The 16,565-nt window shown below is 69.1% G+C and carries 14 protein-coding genes and 1 pseudogene; 5 read left to right on the top strand and 10 right to left on the bottom strand.

Annotated elements, in window-relative coordinates:
* Window positions 1–139: 139 nt before the first annotated feature.
* The 4 genes from AQJ27_RS24345 to AQJ27_RS24330 all read right to left on the bottom strand — a co-directional run bounded on the left by AQJ27_RS24345 (window position 140) and on the right by AQJ27_RS24330 (window position 4,239).
* Window positions 140–1,276 carry a hypothetical protein gene (locus AQJ27_RS24345; RefSeq protein WP_067372679.1) on the bottom strand — a complete coding sequence of 379 codons (1,137 nt, stop codon included), beginning with the start codon at window positions 1,274–1,276 and terminating at the stop codon, window positions 140–142.
* Between the two features lie 446 nt (window positions 1,277–1,722).
* A complete protein-coding gene (locus tag AQJ27_RS24340) occupies window positions 1,723–2,430 on the bottom strand; it encodes a TetR/AcrR family transcriptional regulator (protein WP_067372676.1) in 708 nt (235 codons plus the stop codon).
* A 142-nt stretch (window positions 2,431–2,572) separates the two neighbouring features.
* Complete coding sequence (locus tag AQJ27_RS24335; protein ID WP_067372673.1) at window positions 2,573–3,442, bottom strand: aldo/keto reductase family oxidoreductase; 870 nt, start codon at window positions 3,440–3,442, stop codon at window positions 2,573–2,575.
* An 89-nt stretch (window positions 3,443–3,531) separates the two neighbouring features.
* Window positions 3,532–4,239, bottom strand: coding sequence for an SDR family NAD(P)-dependent oxidoreductase (locus tag AQJ27_RS24330; protein ID WP_067373446.1), 708 nt, complete (start codon window positions 4,237–4,239; stop codon window positions 3,532–3,534).
* A gap of 285 nt (window positions 4,240–4,524) precedes the next feature.
* Between AQJ27_RS24330 and AQJ27_RS24325 the strand changes: the two genes are divergently transcribed.
* The gene (locus AQJ27_RS24325; protein WP_067372670.1) at window positions 4,525–5,289 is read left to right on the top strand and encodes a dienelactone hydrolase family protein; all 765 of its coding nucleotides are present in this window, start codon (window positions 4,525–4,527) and stop codon (window positions 5,287–5,289) included.
* A gap of 49 nt (window positions 5,290–5,338) precedes the next feature.
* Here the strand turns inward: AQJ27_RS24325 and AQJ27_RS24320 are convergent, their stop codons facing one another.
* The gene (locus AQJ27_RS24320; protein ID WP_235613583.1) at window positions 5,339–6,133 is read right to left on the bottom strand and encodes a hypothetical protein; all 795 of its coding nucleotides are present in this window, start codon (window positions 6,131–6,133) and stop codon (window positions 5,339–5,341) included.
* Between the two features lie 382 nt (window positions 6,134–6,515).
* On the opposite strand from AQJ27_RS24320, the gene AQJ27_RS24315 reads away from it, so the two are divergent.
* Window positions 6,516–6,731 (top strand): hypothetical protein, encoded by a 216-nt coding sequence (locus tag AQJ27_RS24315; RefSeq protein WP_159064395.1) that lies wholly within the window; start codon window positions 6,516–6,518, stop codon window positions 6,729–6,731.
* Between the two features lie 407 nt (window positions 6,732–7,138).
* Here the strand turns inward: AQJ27_RS24315 and AQJ27_RS24310 are convergent, their stop codons facing one another.
* The 5 genes from AQJ27_RS24310 to AQJ27_RS24290 form a co-directional block, all read right to left on the bottom strand.
* Window positions 7,139–7,768 carry a hypothetical protein gene (locus tag AQJ27_RS24310; protein WP_067372663.1) on the bottom strand — a complete coding sequence of 210 codons (630 nt, stop codon included), beginning with the start codon at window positions 7,766–7,768 and terminating at the stop codon, window positions 7,139–7,141.
* A 374-nt stretch (window positions 7,769–8,142) separates the two neighbouring features.
* On the bottom strand, window positions 8,143–8,727 hold the full coding sequence (locus tag AQJ27_RS24305) for a hypothetical protein (RefSeq protein ID WP_067372660.1): 585 nt from the start codon (window positions 8,725–8,727) through the stop codon (window positions 8,143–8,145).
* Between the two features lie 55 nt (window positions 8,728–8,782).
* Window positions 8,783–10,273 carry a DEAD/DEAH box helicase gene (locus tag AQJ27_RS24300; protein WP_067372657.1) on the bottom strand — a complete coding sequence of 497 codons (1,491 nt, stop codon included), beginning with the start codon at window positions 10,271–10,273 and terminating at the stop codon, window positions 8,783–8,785.
* A gap of 296 nt (window positions 10,274–10,569) precedes the next feature.
* On the bottom strand, window positions 10,570–11,745 hold the full coding sequence (locus tag AQJ27_RS24295; RefSeq protein ID WP_067372653.1) for a N(5)-(carboxyethyl)ornithine synthase: 1,176 nt from the start codon (window positions 11,743–11,745) through the stop codon (window positions 10,570–10,572).
* 860 nt (window positions 11,746–12,605) lie between these two features.
* On the bottom strand, window positions 12,606–14,282 hold the full coding sequence (locus AQJ27_RS24290; protein WP_235613570.1) for a trypsin-like serine peptidase: 1,677 nt from the start codon (window positions 14,280–14,282) through the stop codon (window positions 12,606–12,608).
* Between AQJ27_RS24290 and AQJ27_RS24285 the strand changes: the two genes are divergently transcribed.
* The 3 genes and pseudogenes from AQJ27_RS24285 to AQJ27_RS58775 all read left to right on the top strand — a co-directional run.
* Complete coding sequence (locus tag AQJ27_RS24285; RefSeq protein WP_067372650.1) at window positions 14,281–14,463, top strand: hypothetical protein; 183 nt, start codon at window positions 14,281–14,283, stop codon at window positions 14,461–14,463. The two genes, AQJ27_RS24290 and AQJ27_RS24285, sit on opposite strands and share 2 nt — an antisense overlap.
* 412 nt (window positions 14,464–14,875) lie before the next feature.
* Window positions 14,876–15,640 carry a hypothetical protein gene (locus AQJ27_RS24280; RefSeq protein ID WP_159064394.1) on the top strand — a complete coding sequence of 255 codons (765 nt, stop codon included), beginning with the start codon at window positions 14,876–14,878 and terminating at the stop codon, window positions 15,638–15,640.
* Window positions 15,641–15,891: 251 nt separating this feature from the next.
* Window positions 15,892–16,145 (top strand): annotated as a pseudogene (locus AQJ27_RS58775) (hypothetical protein); the annotation flags it as partial.
* Between the last annotated feature and the right edge of the window lie 420 nt (window positions 16,146–16,565).

The following is a 16,565-nucleotide window of genomic DNA, read 5'->3' as shown; positions in this document are numbered from 1 at the left end:
GGCCCATCCCGATTCCCGAATGACGGCGACGCTACAGGGGCGGAAGAGACCCCGGTGCACGGTAAATAGGCGTATGTCCGAATTGAGAGGTTTTTAGCCGTGTGACATTCATCAACCCATTCATCCCTGCGGATGGTGGTCACACCTGGGGGGACGCCGGAGAACCAGCCTTCGTCACGGTTCGCCGGCGGCGTGGCACGGGCCCCAGCAGGACGTAGCCCGCCGAACCGGCGGCGAAGGCCAGCCGGATCAGGCCGCAGACACGGTCCGAGGGCACCAACAGGGTGCTGCCGTACAGCGAGAGCAGGGCGATCCAGCTCCACCACGGCACCAGGCGACGCTGCCCGACCGCGTCCCACAGCAGGGTGCCGAGCAGGATCGAGGCGCTGTAGTACGTGTAGACACTCGGGTCCAGCGCGATGCGGGCATCGGCGCCGAGCAGCACGACCGCGGGCCAGCGGCCTCTGCGTACCGCCAACGCGCCGAGACCGAGTCCCAGGAGTACTTGGGCCGGGCGGTCCCACCAGGGCGTGGCCGGGGCCAGGACGCCCAGCCAACGCAGCGCCGAGGCGGGCTGGTTGGCGATGGTGAATCTCGCGGCGGCGGCCGAGTTGAGATGGGTGACGTAGAACGGCAGCCACGCCACGGCCACCAGGCCGACCGTCCAGAGCGCGGAGTTGCGTCGTTGCGCGGCCGGCAGCGCGAGCAGCAGAGCCGCGAACGCCAGCGCCCAGGGTTTGGAATCCACCGCCAGCGCGAGCATGATGCCCACCGTGCGCCCTTGGCCCCGCACCAGGGCACGTACGGCCAGGGTGGTGAAGAACAGCGCGAGTACGTCGTCCAAGTGGGCGAAGCGGACCGCCACTTCGACCCACATGGGAATGAAGGCCACCCCCGCGACGAGCACCCGCTGCTGGAGTCGGCGGTGGTTGAGTCCCGTGCCGCGGTTGTGGTCGGCCGCACTGCGGCCGACCAGAACCAACATGTAGAGGCCGAGCGCGGACATCACCGCCTCCGCCAGCACCTCCGCCAGGTGGGGTGGCAGCGGGGCGAACAGCGCGGCCGCCAGAAAGCTCACGGGGCCGATCTGCAACTCCGGATGGTTGGCGTAGATACCGAGGCCGCCACCCGGAACGGCGCCGAAGAGCAGCTCGCCTCCGGTGCGCAGGTAGTGCCAGGAGATCCCCCCGTGTCTCTGCACCAGCAGGAACCAGAGCAACGTCCACGCCGCCAGGACGACGATATGGGGTCGTATGCCCTTGCGTTCCTGTCGCATGACCCAGGGGACGGCCCGTCCCGCCGCGCGGCCACCCGTTCCACGGTGACGTTGCTCCAGGTCCTGCGCCTGTGTCGATCCCCCCACGTCCTCGCGGCTCTCGTCCCACCGCACAGGCGCCTACCGCGCCGACTGATCGGCAACGTCACGGACCGGCACGCACCGGTCCCCCACTGGAAGATCCGCGCCTTCCATCAACACCCCTTGTCGTTCCCCCACCCGCGGCACAGACCGCGGGCGGCTCCCCCGCGGGCTCCGGCACTCAACCGCCTGCCGCCACGACAACCACTCTCAGGTGCGAGGCACCGAACTCGCGTTGTCCGTAACGCCGGAGACATGTTCCGAGGGCCTGGTCATGGCCCTCGCTGCTTGCCCGCGCTTACGGATCAACCCTAGACATACATTCGGGCGCGACCTGCAACACAGGGGAAACACACACCCCACTCTCACCAGCCGCGCTGTTCGGCCGACGCACGAGAGGCCGCGGCGAGGACCCCGTCGAGGATGACGTCCAGAGCCCAGTCGGTACGGCTCGGGCCGTCTCCCGACACGAGCGTGTCGCCGAGCCGGGCGATGTGGGGGTAGCGCGCCGGGTCCGCGGTGGCGATCTTCGCGGCCAGGGCGGAGAACTCGTCGGCCTCCTGCGTGGCGGACTTCGGGGAGCTGTGCTCGACGGCCACGGCGGTCGGGTGCAGCAGCAGGAGGTCCATGGCCCAGGCCGCTTCCCGGCCCGACACCCCGCCCTCGTCGAGGAGGCCGAGGATCGCGTCGGCCAGCGCCAGGTAGTTCGGGCCGCTCGGCTGCGTGGACATCGCCATCCGGGCGATCTCCGGGTGCCGGAAGAGCACCTCTCCATAGCTGACCAGCAGCGCCTTCAACCGGTCCCGCCAGGTCCCGGCCTCCGGCGCGGGCACCTTCACCGGCCCCAACAGGGAGTCGAGGATCTGCGCGTGCAGGTCCCCCGTGTTGCGGACGTAGACGTAGAGCGACGCGGGCCCGGTGTCGAGGGCCGCGGCGATGCGGCGCATCGTCACCTTGCCCAGTCCCTCCTCACGAAGGATCGCCAGTGCGGCGTCGATGATTCCCTGCCTGGTCAGGGCGGGCTTCGCCGGGCGTTCCCGTCGGCTGATCGGAGCGGACTTCTCTGGAGTCATACCGCACAAGCATAACGAACATGTTCGTGAAAAACAAGTTCGTATCGAACGGTGCGAGCACACGGCGCAGGCACACGGCGCGCCGGACACCGCCACGGGGTCGTTCACGCCCGCGCCTCGGGCGTGAACGACCCCGCAGTCCTCACACCGCGATCCCGTTCAGCTCGGCCAGCTCCTTCTCGGGAAGGACCAGGGCGGCAGCGGCGATGTTGTCACGCAGGTGTGCCACCGAGGAGGTGCCGGGGATGAGCAGGATGTTCGGGGAACGCCGCAACAGCCAGGCCAGGGCGACGGCGACCGAGGTGGTCTCCAGCCGGCCCGCGACCGCGTGCAGGGTGTCCGACTGCAGCGGGGAGAAACCGCCGATGGGGAAGTAGGGCACGTAGGCGATGCCCTGCTCGGCCAGGGAGTCGATCAGCGCGTCGTCCGCGCGGTTCGCGAGGTTGTAGAAGTTCTGCACACACACGACGGGCGCGATGGACTGGGCTTCCTTGATCTGCTCGGCGGAGACGTTGCTGACACCGAGATGCCTGATCAACCCCTCCTGCTGGAGCTCCGCGAGCACGGTGAACGGTTCGGCGAGCGAACCCGGCTCGGGGGCGTCGAGCCCTCCGACCCGCAGGTTGACGACGTCGAGTGCGTCCAGGCCGAGGTTCTCGAGGTTGCTGTGCACGGCCTGGCGCAGCTCGTCGCGCGACAGCGCCTTCGGCCAGCCTCCCTCGGCATCCCGCAGTGCTCCGACCTTAGTCACGAGGTGCAGGCCGGCCGGGTAGGGGTGCAGCGCTTCCTTGATGATCTGGTTGGTGACGTACGGGCCGTAGAAGTCGGAGGTGTCGATGTGTGTGATCCCCCGCTCGACCGCCTCGCGCAGAACGGCCACGGCGGCGTCCCGGTCGGCCGGCGGCCCGAACACGTGCGGTCCGGCGAGCTGCATGGCGCCGTAGCCCATGCGGGTGACCGTCAGGTCCTTGGCCATGGTGAACGTTCCGCCGGGGGGTGACTGCACGGTCATGTCGATGCTCCTGTTTGTTCGGTGGGGCGGTGGGGCTGAGTCTCGGTCGCAGGGTCCGGCGCACGTACGTGGTGACCTACCGGATCGGACTACCAGGGAAGGGTGCCTTCGGCGTCGAAGAAGCCCCCGGTGGGACCGTCGGGGCCGATCTGCGCCGTCCGTACGATGATCTCGGCGCCCTGCTCGACGGTCTGGATGCCGGTGTTCCCGTTCAGGTCGGTCTTGGTGAAGCCGGGCTCCACCGCGTTGATCCGCATGTTCGGGAACGCCTTCGCGTACTGCACGGTGATCATGTTGACGGTGGTCTTCGAAGCCGGGTAGGCGACGCCCGGGTAGGCGTACGCCGGGGTGCCCGCATCGCTCACGCGGGCCAGTGAGGCCAGCCCACTGCTGACGTTGACCACCACCGGGGCGGCCGAGGCCTGGAGCAGCGGGAGGAAGGCGTGGGTGACGCGCACCATGCCGAAGACGTTCGTCTCGAACGTCTCCCGCATCACGTCGGCGGTCACGTCCGCGGCGCCGATCACGGAGTTGCCCTCGCCCCTCGACTCGATGCCCGCGTTGTTGATCAGTACGTCGAGCCCGCCCTCGGCCTCGACGGCCTTCACGGCGGCCCGCACCGACGCGTCGTCGGTGACATCGAGCTGGACGGCGCGGGCGCCCAGCTGTTCGGCGGCCCGGCGTCCGCGTTCGGCGTCCCGGCTGCCGACGTAGACCGTGTGGCCCGCGGCGACGAGCCGGCGGGCGGTCTCGTAGCCGAGCCCCTTGTTCGCTCCGGTGATGAGTGTGGTCGTCATGACTCCACCCTGCGACCGGACGATGCGCACAACCAGTAGCCCGGCTTTCCTGGGACTGCCGGTACCAGGCTCTTACGCCTCCGGCGGCGCGCCGGGAATCCGTCTGCGCAGGACGTCGGCCCGGGCCACGGGGCGACAGCGGGGCCCCTGCCGAACAGACCGCACCACGAGTGCCAGACTGCACAAAGGGACCGTCGCGATCATGTGGCCGTCGGGGATCCGCGCGGCACCCCGAAACGCCCGGAAGACGCCCTGGAGACACCCGAGAGAAGAAGAGGGACGCCCATGACCGATGTACGTGAAGTACGCGGAACCTCCGTGAACATCCCCACCCCGGACGGCTCGGCCGACGCCTATCTGGCCCACCCCGACGACAACGCCGCCCACCCCGCGGTGCTGTTCTACATGGACGCCATCGGACTGCGCCCCCGGCTGAAGGAGATGGCCGACCGGCTCGCCGGGGCCGGCTACACCGTGCTGGTTCCCAACCTCCTCTACCGCCACGGGCCGGCCCCGGTGGTCGAGCTGCCCGACTTCATCGACGCGGCTCACCGCCCGGCACTGTTCGAGCAACTCATGCCGATCATCCAGGAGTTGACCCCCGAACTGGCCATGCGCGACGCCGAGGCCTATCTGTCCTGGCTGGCGGCCTGCCCGCAGGCCGCCGACGGACCGGTCGGCACCACCGGCTACTGCATGGGCGCCGGCCTGGCCCTGCGCACCGCAGGCACCTACCCCGAGCGGGTCGCGGCCGCGGCCGGCTTCCACGGCGCCCGGCTGGCGACCGACGCGCCCGACAGCCCGCACCTGCTCGCCGACCGGGTCACCGCGGAGCTGTACTTCGGCCACGCCGACCAGGACGCCTCCCTGCCTCCCGAGCAGATCGAGCGCCTCGACAAGGCGCTCACCGAGGCGGGTGTCCGCCACCGCGGCGAGCTCTACACCGGCGCGCACCACGGCTACACCATGGCCGACACCGCCGCGTACGACGCCGAGGCCACCGAACGCCACTGGGCAGCCCTGCTCGACCTCTTCGACCGCGCCCTCTGAACACACCGCTCCTGCCATCACGGGGACGACCGTCCCCGGTCGGGGACCCTCAGCGCGGTCGATTCCCCGTACCCCGCGTACGACCCTCACCCCGTGGCGGGAACAGCCGCTCCAGGCCACTGCGGGACCATGCCGAGAAAAGCAGGGCGCCGAGGGCATCCCACAGTCTTCGGCAGCGCCCGTGCAGCACCGCCAGGACGATCGCGGCGCCCACAGCGATCAGGTGCTCACGGCCTGCCAGATTGGGTTTGACGATCGACTCCCACACCATCGAGCCGCCGGTGAGCGCGAACACGATGGGCGCGCGCCGGATGACCGAGAGGTAGGTGAACAGTCCCACCACCGCGGCAGAGGGTCCGGTGTCGAGCACCTGCCCGATCTCGGGCGGCAGGCCGATCCCCCACCAGCCCGGGCCGAGCGCGATCATCACGCGGACCGTGAGGGTGCCGGCCAGGGTGGTGGCGTACGCGATGGCCAGTGTCCGGGGCCGGCCGAGGGCGAGTTCCGCGAGAGCGAAGGCGAAGAACAGCTGGGTGATGCCCGCCCACACGGGAAGGTCGAGGGCGGGCACGTACAGCGACACCGGAGTACGCAGCAGGGCCAGGGGCAGCGGCAGACAGGCCTTCACTCCGCCGATCAGCCGCACGATCACCGCACCGGTGGGATGTTGGGCGAGCGCGTGGAAGAAGATGACCCCGAAGACGGCCACGAACGCCAGCAGGAGTCCGGACAGCCCACGGCGCACGAGTTGCCGTAACGGATCCACGACGATGCCGTACCACTCGCCGTACAGCGTGCGCCCGACGAACCACGCGAACCGGCGCAGCGGGCCGCGCGGCCGCACTCCCGCGTCGTCACTCGCGGCGGACGGCGACCGGTCGTCGTCGAACCCGTCGCCGTCCGCATGGCCGTCCCCGGTGTCACCGCGACGCTCGTCGACCGCCCAACCCAATGGTCTCTCCCCCAATCCCCCACAGGACGCCTCATCGTATAGAGCGACAAAGCCCGCACCACGGAGCCCCCGGCCAGGGCCTGTTGCCCGTCTTTTTGATCCGTGTTCCGTTGTGACAGGGGGTGACGCGCGCGCCGTTGCGACGTGTTGTGTGCGGTCGTGATGATGGGACGCATCGTGTGAGCAGGGGGACGGGGCGGGAGAGCCGCGCGTTCCGAGGTCACGGCTTTCGCACTACGCGGAGATGGCGGGCCGACCGGCCGTGCCGGAGCCCGTGACATCTTCGCGGGAGCGTCCACGGGACGTGCTGGACGGTCCCGAGGTGGCCGCTCGCCGACGGGAGTTCGCCGCGCTGCTGGGGGAGTTCCGCCGCACCCCGGTGCTGGTGCCGCTGGGCGAGGGGCCCGGTCCGGACGACGAGCGCGGCTTCCTGACCGCGGATCTGAACGGCATCCGCTTCATCCTGACCATGGGCGGCCCAAGTGGCTGAACGTCCTGGAGCGCGGTGGTCTCCGTGTGCTGGAGACCGCCGTGCCACAGGAGAGCTCCCCCCGTGAACACGGCCATCTACTTCGTCATCGGGTTCGAGGTCGAGCCGGTCGCCGTCATCCCCGCCTCCTCGCCCCGTGCCGCCGACGAGCTGGACGAGGAGTGACACCAATGCGCTTCGGCAAGTGCGCGGTACGGCCACAAGGGCGAGTTCCTCATCCTTCCGCCCCCATCGGGCGGAAGTGAGATCGGCTGGGTGGCAGTCACGCCGCCTCGGCCGAGGAAGACGACTACTGGGTCGTACAGCACGAATTCTCCTGACGGCACGGCCCTGTTCGCGGACCGGAACTGCGGCCCGGTGCCAGTGCCAGATGTCAGGTGCCAGGTGTCAGGTGCTCCTGCTGATGGTCAGTCGGACACCGCCTCCTGCTGCGGCTCGGCCGGCGCGGGCTCCGAGGTGACTGCCGTGGTGTAGAAGACCGACGAGCCCTGCTTGGTGCGGTGCGCGTTGCTCTTGGCCACCAGACCTTCGAGGGTGGTGCGCACGACGGTGGTCTTCACGCTCCGGTCGGGGTGGGCCTGCGTGAGCGCGGTGGTGATCTCGGCGGCGGAACGCGGCTCGCTCTGCTTCTCCAGGTGCCCTCGGATCAGCTCGACGAGGGTCGGCTTGGCCGCTGCCGTGGACGCCTTCACGGATGAGGCCTTGGCGGCGGGCTTCTTGGGCGCCGTCTTCTTCGCGCTCGTGACGGCCGCCTTCTTCCCCTTGCTCTGCTTGGGTTCGGCAGAGGCCTGGTGAGGCACGGAGGGCACAGCTGCGGCCTCCGCCCCGGGGGCCGGGCTGGGACCGCCGAGCGCGTCCTGCATGTTCACCAGCACGGTGTGATCGTGCTGCAGGGCACGCAACTGCTCCTGCAGGGCTTCGACCTCCGCAGCGACACGCTCCTGCTCCTTGGCATTGCGCTCAAGGTCACCCGTCACCTGGGCGATGTACTGCGACGTGAGTTCTGTGGACTGGGAAGTGGAGCTGACTTCGGACATGACATGGGCCAATCACTCGCAGGACACAACTGCCACGGCCTGCAGCAGTGTAGAGATAGTACGCACGAGTGGAACCGGATGCTCCTGTCGCGCGACTATGTGCGACACATGTGTTCCCTGGCCGACTCATGTGCTAGTGCGGCCGATCCGCCATGTGGCCTTCGATCGTGGGAAGTTGGCCGCCCTCGTCACCCGTGAGCGTCGACCTCGTGAACCTTGGTCCCGAGTGCGGTGACCGGTGAGCACGGATGTGACCACTTCGGTGCGGGACCGCGGCCCGGTGCGTGCGAACAGCCGGGACAGCCGGCCCGCGACCGCGTCCTCACTGAGCCGCGGCACCGTGGCGATCAGGCCGTTGGTCAGCCCTTCGGCGATCAGGATCGCGAGGAGTTCCTCGTTTCGGGTGGTGGCCTGCAGTGATCCCGGCCTCGCACATGGCGGTTCTGGTGCGGAAGCGCGACAGTGCGGCGCAGGTGTCCCCCGAACGGTTCGTACGCCTCGTGGAGCAGCGTGGGCCGCCCCACGCCCGCTTCGGCGGCGGCGACAAGGGTCACCGCCGTCTCGAACGGCCGGCCACGCGAGCGCGCCAGGTCCACCGCTTCACGCAGGTTCTCCTGGGCGGTGCCGGGAGCGTCCTGCCGCAGGGCCCGGGCCGACGCGAGCAGACACCTCAGCCGTGTCCTTCCGCCGCCCATCCGGTCGGAGATGCGTTCGAGGCGTTCCAGACAGGTCATCGCGTGACTCGTGTGTCCCTCTTCCGTGTGAACCTCGGCCAGGTAGGCCCACAGTTCGTCCGGGGCGACCTGTCCGTGGGCGTGCGGGTCCCAGCCGCTGAGCAGCTCGTCGAACATGCTCGTGCCCAACGCGTACACGTGGTCGGCACCGATGTACGACGCCTCCGGCAGGGCCAGTGCCCGCCAGTCCACGCTGCGCTGCTGGGACGCGACCGGCTCGCCCACCACGACCTCCTGATCGACAGGTCGGGAGAGGCGGGCAGGTTTTCAGGCGTGGGGACTACGCGCCACGACGAACCCGAGCGGCCTTGCGGGCCTCGGCCGTCTGACGCGCCTCGGCGGCCCGGCGGGACTCGCCACCGGCGCGTCCCGGACGGGTGCCCAGGCCCCGGAAGGGGGCACCGCCGCGCTCGGGTCGTTCCGCGACCGGCCGGCTGCCGCCGATGGGAACCCCGGAGGGAGCCTGTGCGCCGGTGATACGGCTCAACTCCGCCTCGCCGGAACGGACCTGGGTGATGTGAGGCCGGATGCCCGCGTCGGACATGAGACGGATCATGTCGCGGCGCTGGCCGGGCAGAACGAGCGTGACGACACTGCCGGACTCACCGGCGCGGGCGGTACGGCCGCCTCGGTGCAGGTAGTCCTTGTGGTCACTGGGCGGGTCGACGTTGACGACGAGGTCGAGGTCGTCGACATGGATGCCGCGGGCGGCGACGTTGGTCGCCACCAGGACCGTGATGTGACCGGTCTTGAACTGGGCCAGTGTGCGCGTGCGCTGGGGCTGCGACTTGCCGCTGTGCAGTGCCGCGGCCTTCACACCACTGCCCAGCAGGTGCCTGGTGAACTGGTCGACGGCGTGCTTGGTGTCCAGGAACATGAGCACGCGCCCGTCGCGGGCGGCGATCTCGGTGGCGGTGGCGTACTTGTCGGCGCCATGCACCTGCAGCACGTGATGCTCCATCGTGGTCACCGCGCCCGCCGAGGGATCGACCGAGTGGACCACCGGGTCATGGAGATATCGACGGACCAGGAGGTCGATGTTGCGGTCGAGCGTGGCGGAGAACAAGAGTCGCTGACCGTCGGGGCGCACCTGGTCCAGCAGCTCGGTGACCTGGGGCATGAAACCCATGTCGGCCATCTGGTCGGCCTCGTCCAGGACGGTGATGCTCACCCGGTCGAGGCGGCAGTCATTGCGCTCGACGAGATCGGTGAGGCGGCCCGGGGTCGCGACGACGACCTCGGCCCCGGCCCGCAGCGCGGCGGCCTGCCGCCCGATCGACATACCACCGACCACGGTGGCCAGCCGCACCTTCAGCAACTGGGCGTACGGGGTGAGCGCATCGGAGACCTGCTGGGCCAGCTCGCGGGTGGGAACGAGGATCAGGGCGCGCGGCTTGCGGGCCTCGGCCCGCTGTCCTGCCGTGCGCACGAGGAGCGCGAGGCCGAAGGCGAGCGTCTTGCCCGATCCGGTGCGCCCGCGGCCCAGGACGTCGCGTCCCGCGAGGGAGTTCGGCAGCGTGGCGGCCTGGATCGGGAACGGTTCGTTCACGCCGAGGCTGGTGAGCTTGTTCAGCAACTCGACGGGGAGGTCCAGCTCACCGAAGGCCGCGACCGGGGGGAGGGCCGGGGTGATGGTGTCCGGCAGCGCGAACTCGCCCTGCGGTGCGGAGGGACGGCGCCCGTCGCCGCCTGAACGGGCCCCGGGGCGCCCCTGGGCGCCCTGCCGACGGGTCTTGGCAAAACGGTCGCTCGTACGAGCTGAGCGGTTCATGGAGAACCTTCCTCGATATGGCACGTATCGAGGAATTCTCGGCAGCGATGAACCGAATGAATTGCAAGAACGAACCGAATCCGACTTCCGGGCGATACCCAGGGGTCCACGCTCCGCGAAATGCAAAAATGCCCGACGACATAAAGTCATCAAAGGCACTTGGAGTTTACGGGAACCACGACTGGCGTCAACTTTAGCACGGCACGCGCGTCCGGACACAAAAAGTACCATTATCGCCCGGCAGGCCGGCCGGACGAGCCCACGCGGACCTGTCGCGCGGGCTCTCCCAGGCGTCGTCAGGCCGGCTGTGCGGCGGGGCGCAGCGCCGGGACCTCGAGGTCGTGGGGGTACACGGCCGACCGGTGCTGGAAGGAGAGGATCTTCGGGTTCTGGATCACGCCGTCGCGAATCTCGATGGCGTTTCTGACCGTGGCGTCGGCCTCCCAGGCAACGGGGCCGCTCATGACCTTGCGGAGATAGGGCAGGAGCGCCTCGCTGATCTCCCATGTGGCCGAGTTCCACAGATGGGACGGGCTGTGATCCACCGCGTAGTAGTGGCAGCCCGGCCCCACCGCGGGCATGGGCTCGCCGAAGGTGGTCGGACGGGCCCATTCGAAGCCCATGCCCGCGTCACAGGCGACGTCGATGAAGAGGGTGCCCGGCCGGAAAAGGGCGAGTTCCTCGTCGGTGACGAACATCAGCGGCGCGTCGGTGTCCTGCCGGATGCAGTTGACGATGATGTCGAACCCGGCCAGGTACTCCGCGAGCGGCACGGGACCGGCCGCCGTGAGGGCCCGAAGCCGGGACGGATCGTCCTCCTGCTCCTCGAAGTGGCCCATCACGACCGACGGCATCGGCGAGGCCACGGCCGCCGCGGCGCGTTGGGTGAGCACCGTGACGTCGGAGACTCCCATGGCGCCGAGGCCGGTGACCGCTCCGCGCGCCGTGGCGCCGAAGCTGATGACCACGGCACGCATGCGGCGGCCATAACTACCTGTCAGCCCACCGAGTTGCAGGGCGTGCAGCACGGAGCAGTAGCCCGCGAGTTCGTTGTTCTTGTGGAACACATGGACGCTGAAGGCACCCGTGGACGTCCAGTGGTTCATGGCCTCCCAGGCGACGAGGGTCAGCTTCTGGTCGATGCCGATCTGGGTCATCTTCTCGTCCTGCACGCAGTGCGGCCATCCCCACAGCACTTGGCCCTCGTGCAGCTCGGCGATGTCGTCGTGCATCGGTTTGGGCAGCAGCAGCACATCGCACTCGGCGAGGAGCCGCTCCCGGGAGCGCAGGCCTCCCACGAGCGGTCGCAGAGCGTCGTCGCCGACGCCGAACCGTTGGCCGTAGCCTTCTTCGAGGAACATTTTTTCGCGTACGTCCGGGGCGATCCGGTCGAGGTGGCCGGGATGCAACGGCAACCGGAACTCGTTCTCCTTGCGGGAGGAGGCAAGTACTCCCAGGCTCATCAGGCTCATGCGCTTCCTTGTCATTTCACTCTTGTTCATCGCGGGTGTGTGAAGCGAGGTGCCGGAGGGCCTCGAAAACAGCGTGAGAACGAAGGAATCCGCTAACGCGGGGCGCGGGACGGAATGCGGAAGACGGCGCAATTGCGCTGGCCAGGAGGCATGGGGCGGCTCATTTCCGGCCGGTCCACAAGGGCTCCGGCCTTGCCGTTCCCCGAGAACGACGCCGAAACGGATGACGGCATGCGAGGTGCGCTCGGTAGCACCACCGTACCCCGGCCCCCCACCGGGCGGCCGCCGCCGGATCATGACCCCCCGAGAAGACTCAGGCCCCCAAGTAAGCCCAAACGCACCTTTCGCACAGGATTATCCCTGTTCATGTCCACCAACCTCCACGACCTGGCGCTGCGCCGGCCTGGACCAACAAGTCGGGCGCCGACAGCAGATCAGTGCCCACACACGCGTAAACCGGCGGCGTGCTCTTCTCGCGGGAGGAGTGCGCTGCCGACGGTGCCAGTGCCGGGGCACAGGGGCGTGGTGCGGGCGACGTACCCAGGGCTGCGCGTCCCGTCGCGTGTGCACCGAGGCGCCGGCCAAGGGGCGACAGCACGAAGCCCCGGGCCCGCGGGCCCGGGGCTTCGCCGTGCTTCTGTCACCGGCGGGTTCCACGACCGGTCGGTGGCGATGTCACGGTCGGACGCGTCGCTGCCGGGCATGTCTTTCGCCTCGGACATGAGGACGGGGACGACGTTCTCAAGGACGAAGCAGTGCCGTCCGGATCTGTCTGCTCGTGCTCAGAGCTCTGCGCGATCCAGCGAAGCCTTGGTCAGCGCGGAGGCCATCCCGCCGCCGGCTACGTGGTTCGGGTGGGCTCAGGAGGTCGGGGCGACGAGCATGTGTTCGGTTCCCAGCTGGTTGGCGGGGGTATCGGTGTACATGGTGGTCTCGCCGTCGGACCAGCGGATGACGACGTCGTCGGTACGGCCGTTGCCGGTGAAGTCGCCGGTCGTCATGGCCGCGTCGTGCTTCCAGAGCCCGTTGGGGTCCAGGATGCGATGCTCGCCGCCGAGGCCCGAGGTCGTCGTACCGACGTAGTTGTCGAGCTCGCCGTCGGTCCAGCGCACCATGAGGTCCCATTTCTGGTTACCGGAGAACTCACCGGCCGTCAGGAGTGTGGCGTCCCGCCAGGTGTCGTTCTTCGGCTTCAGCTGGTGCTCCTGGCCGAAGGTGCCGGCGCTGACGTTCGTGTAGAGGGTCAGCTCACCGTCGACCCAGCGGACGATCAGGTCGGTGACGTACTGGGAGGCGTTGAAGCGGCCCGCCGCGATCTGGGTCGCGTTCTTCCAGAGGTCGTTGGGTTTGATCATCTGGGTGCCGGCCCAGTTCAGTCCTTTGGCGCCGACGTCGCCGTACAGTGTCACCTCGCCGTCGACCCAGCGGACCAGCAGGTCGAACTGGTTGGACCCGGTGAAGTCGCCCGCCGTGATGGTCTTGGCGTTCTTCCACGTGGAGTTCTTGGGCAGCAGCTGCCGCTCGGGATCGTAGCCGCCGTGTCCGTTGCCGGGGTAGAGCGTGACCTCACCGTCGGACCAGACCACGATCATGTCGCTGTGGCCGGTCTGGCGGAAGTCGCCCGAGGCCATCAGGTTGGCGTGCTGCCAGGTGGTCGCCGCGCCGGGCAGCCAGGGGTCTCCGGACGGCTGGTACGGCGGCTTGCCGTCATCCACTTTCCGATGCGCGGCGGCGTCGGCGAACAGGTCCTGGGCGTCCTTGCCGTAGATCGGCGAGTAGGTCACCCAGTCGTCGTTGGCGTCGTTGCCACCGCCGTGATACCCGCCGGTGTTGCCGATGACCTTGCCGGTGCCGTTGGCGCTGTTGTAGTCCTCGATCCACGGGCCGCCGGAAACGCCACCGTAGAAGCCGGTGCAGGTCATGCGCATCTGTCGGAAGCCTGGCAGCTGGGAGGTGCTGACGGGGCAGCGGACCGGCACGTGGTCGGGGTTGACACTCACGTCGTCGGGATAGCCGATGACGGTGACCTTGTGGTTGTAGCTGCTGGTCGGGGTGAAGGTCAAAGCCCCCGTGACGTCCTCCACCTTGCCCCGCGTGTTGGGGTCGACCTGCGCGAAGGCCAGGTCCAAGTCGGAGGTCGGCTTCTTGGTGTTCGCCTCGTAGCGCGGGTCTATGTACAGGCGGGACACCGGGTAGACGCCGGACGGCTGCTCGACGGCGGACCTGCCGATGCGGTACTGCGGAACGAAGATGCGGTGGGTGGCCCCCTCCAGGCCACGGCCGCAGTGTCCGGCGGTCAGGACGATGTCCTTGGCGGCCGTGTGTACGACACTGCCGGTGCAGTACGTCTTCGGGCCGCCGAGCGGCTTGCCGTCGAAGAAGAACGTGCCCACCATCGGGTGGCCGAGGAAGTGCTCCGGGGTGGGGGTGCCCGATGGCGGCGGCTGGTGCGCGACGGCGGCGCCCGCCGTGATGCCGTGCTTCGACGCGGCCGAAGCGGGGGCCGGCGGGGAGTCGATCGGGACCGCGTTGTCCATGCGGTCCGCCGTCCAGTACTTCTCTTCCTCGCTCAGACTCGGCCCGTCCGAGGGGGAGGGAGAGGAGGTTGGCTCGGCGGACTGCGTCGAGGACGCCGAGGGCGTGGCGGAGTCGGTCGGCTCGACGGCCCCCGCGACCGTCGACGGCGCCGAGGGTGCCGGCGACTTCGGCGGGACCTGATGCCCGGTGCTGGGAGCCGCCGGTGATGCGGAGGCCGTCGGTGTGGCGGAGGGCGCTGGTACCGGATGGCCCGTCGCAGCCGATGCTGTCCCGGCGCCGAGAACGCCGACGCCCAGTCCTAGCGCCAGGGCTGAAATCCATCTGTGTCTGGAACGCAACAAGGTGCCTTTCCGTCTTGTAGGGGGCCGTACGGTGAGCGACCCCCGAACTCCCTTTGATCGTACGCATGTTCGATTGCACTGTACTATCGAGTAACAACTGACATGTCGTCAAATAAGAGATGGGCGAGGCGATGGACCGACTCCGCAGGACCGCGTGGGCGGCGCTCCCTCTCCTGCTGTCCTTTCTGGCAGCCGGGTCGGCCTCGGCCTCCCCGCTCGAGTCGTCCCTCCCGTTCGGAAGCGTCCGGTCGGTGCATCCCGGCGACACGCTGACGGTCAACGCCAAGTCCGGCGAGGCCAGTTACGCCGAGACCATCACTTCATCCGCGTTCATCAGGGCAGGGAAGCTGCGGATGATGGATCCGCTGCTGACCACCACCGTGACCGTCGCCTGCGATACCCGGCCCGGCACCTACCCGGTCCTGCTGCACGGCGCCGGAGACGTGGGCCCGGAGGAGCATCCGTTCCGTTGGGCACGTGTACGCGTTGAAGCCTCCGACGAGGCGGCACGCCGCGTCTGCCGGAACAAGGTCCAGAAACTGCCCCCGCCCAGCCTGGAGGAACGCTGGGCTCCCGACAGCACGTGGCCCCAGTCGGAATGGGACGTGCGGACCTTCCGGGCCGGCAGCCGCATCACGATCACTGACAACTACGACGAGGGATCGGACGGTGACATCACCCTCACCTCCCGCGCGTTCACCGACCGCACCGTCCTGCGCGGAGCCAAAGCCGTCCTGACCGCCACCACCACCCTCAGATGCGACTCCGCACCCGGCCTCTATGTCGTTCACCGGCATGACGCCGACCAGGCCGGTCCCGACAAATCATGGGCCCGTCTGCGTATCGCCCCCGCCGCACCCGGAAAAGCCTGCGCTGCTCAGCAAGCTGCAAAGCACTCGGCCTGGACATCCCGCACCGGCACGCTGGCCTGGGCCGCGGGCGGCGTACTCCTCGCCGCCGCAGTCGGCGCCGCACTCCTTCTGCGGGCCAACTCCCGCCGCACACACTCCGCCTGAGCGCGCCTCGCGGCTTCGTTGTCCGGCTTGGATCGCTGCTGCGTCGACGCGATCAGGCGGCCCGCGCACCCACTCTGACCCTCAAGCTCACTGGCGGCACCAGCTGGGAGAAATTCTGGAGCGCCCAGATGCGATCGCGTATCAGGGCGCACGGCGGCGCGGTCGCCACGCTGTTGCTGATCACCGCGGTGGGCTGTGGTGGGCGGTCCGACGCGAGACGCACGGAGGGTTCGCCGACGCTGGTGTGGTTACGCGGCCGCGGTATCCGACATCGCATCGCCCACAAAGGCATCGAGTCCTCCGAGCGGCTGGGACGCCACTGCCGGACCATCGAGCGCACCAGGGCCTGGCTCGCCGGATGCCGCCGCCTCCACCGCCGCTACGTACGCAGGCCATTTACTTCCTGGCCTTCACCAGCATCGCCTGCACCCACAACATCGCCGCTGCATTGCGCGCCAACTCCCGCGACCCGAAACGCCCGCTCGCACTATTCGGCCTCGGGTGATCACGAACCGGACATCACACGACCATGCCGAGGGCCTGGGCACCCAGCGGACCGGTGCGCCGGCAGGGAAGAGGGTCATCCGAACACCGAAGTCGATCAGAATCTCCTTGCGGGTCTGTACGTCCGGCGCCCCGAACCAACGGTCCGCGACGGTCTCACCGGTCGGCCGCCGGACCATGCCGGGCGCGCACTGAGGTTCGGCCTCGAGGGCCGCCGGCTGCCATCCCAGGGCGGCATACCGCTCGCGGAACCGGGCGGCGTCGTCCGCTAAATCGTGCAGCCCGGCCTCGCGATCGAAGCGCAGTCGTTCGCGATTGGCTCGCGTCAGGATCCCTGTCAGCGGGTAGTCGCGGTTCGAGTGGCGCGTCCCGAACGGCCTCCGGCCGAGTAGCCCAGCGCGGCCTCCGACAGGAGGATGTT

The sequence above is a fragment of the Streptomyces olivochromogenes genome, from assembly GCF_001514115.1.
Taxonomy (GTDB): domain Bacteria; phylum Actinomycetota; class Actinomycetes; order Streptomycetales; family Streptomycetaceae; genus Streptomyces; species Streptomyces olivochromogenes.
This window is presented reverse-complemented; position numbering and strand designations above follow the sequence as displayed.

Bases quoted from the DNA above. Each gene is read 5' to 3' on its own strand.
- AQJ27_RS24325 (WP_067372670.1), top strand. From the start codon at position 4,525: ATGACCGATGTACGTGAAGTACGCGGAACCTCCGTGAACATCCCCACC.
- AQJ27_RS24340 (WP_067372676.1), bottom strand. From the start codon at position 2,430: ATGACTCCAGAGAAGTCCGCTCCGATCAGCCGACGGGAACGCCCGGCG.
- AQJ27_RS24335 (WP_067372673.1), bottom strand. From the start codon at position 3,442: ATGACCGTGCAGTCACCCCCCGGCGGAACGTTCACCATGGCCAAGGAC.
- AQJ27_RS24330 (WP_067373446.1), bottom strand. From the start codon at position 4,239: ATGACGACCACACTCATCACCGGAGCGAACAAGGGGCTCGGCTACGAG.
- AQJ27_RS24295 (WP_067372653.1), bottom strand. From the start codon at position 11,745: ATGAGCCTGATGAGCCTGGGAGTACTTGCCTCCTCCCGCAAGGAGAAC.
- AQJ27_RS24310 (WP_067372663.1), bottom strand. From the start codon at position 7,768: ATGTCCGAAGTCAGCTCCACTTCCCAGTCCACAGAACTCACGTCGCAG.
- AQJ27_RS24345 (WP_067372679.1), bottom strand. From the start codon at position 1,276: ATGCGACAGGAACGCAAGGGCATACGACCCCATATCGTCGTCCTGGCG.
- AQJ27_RS24300 (WP_067372657.1), bottom strand. From the start codon at position 10,273: ATGAACCGCTCAGCTCGTACGAGCGACCGTTTTGCCAAGACCCGTCGG.
- AQJ27_RS24290 (WP_235613570.1), bottom strand. From the start codon at position 14,282: ATGGACAACGCGGTCCCGATCGACTCCCCGCCGGCCCCCGCTTCGGCC.
- AQJ27_RS24285 (WP_067372650.1), top strand. From the start codon at position 14,281: ATGCGGTCCGCCGTCCAGTACTTCTCTTCCTCGCTCAGACTCGGCCCG.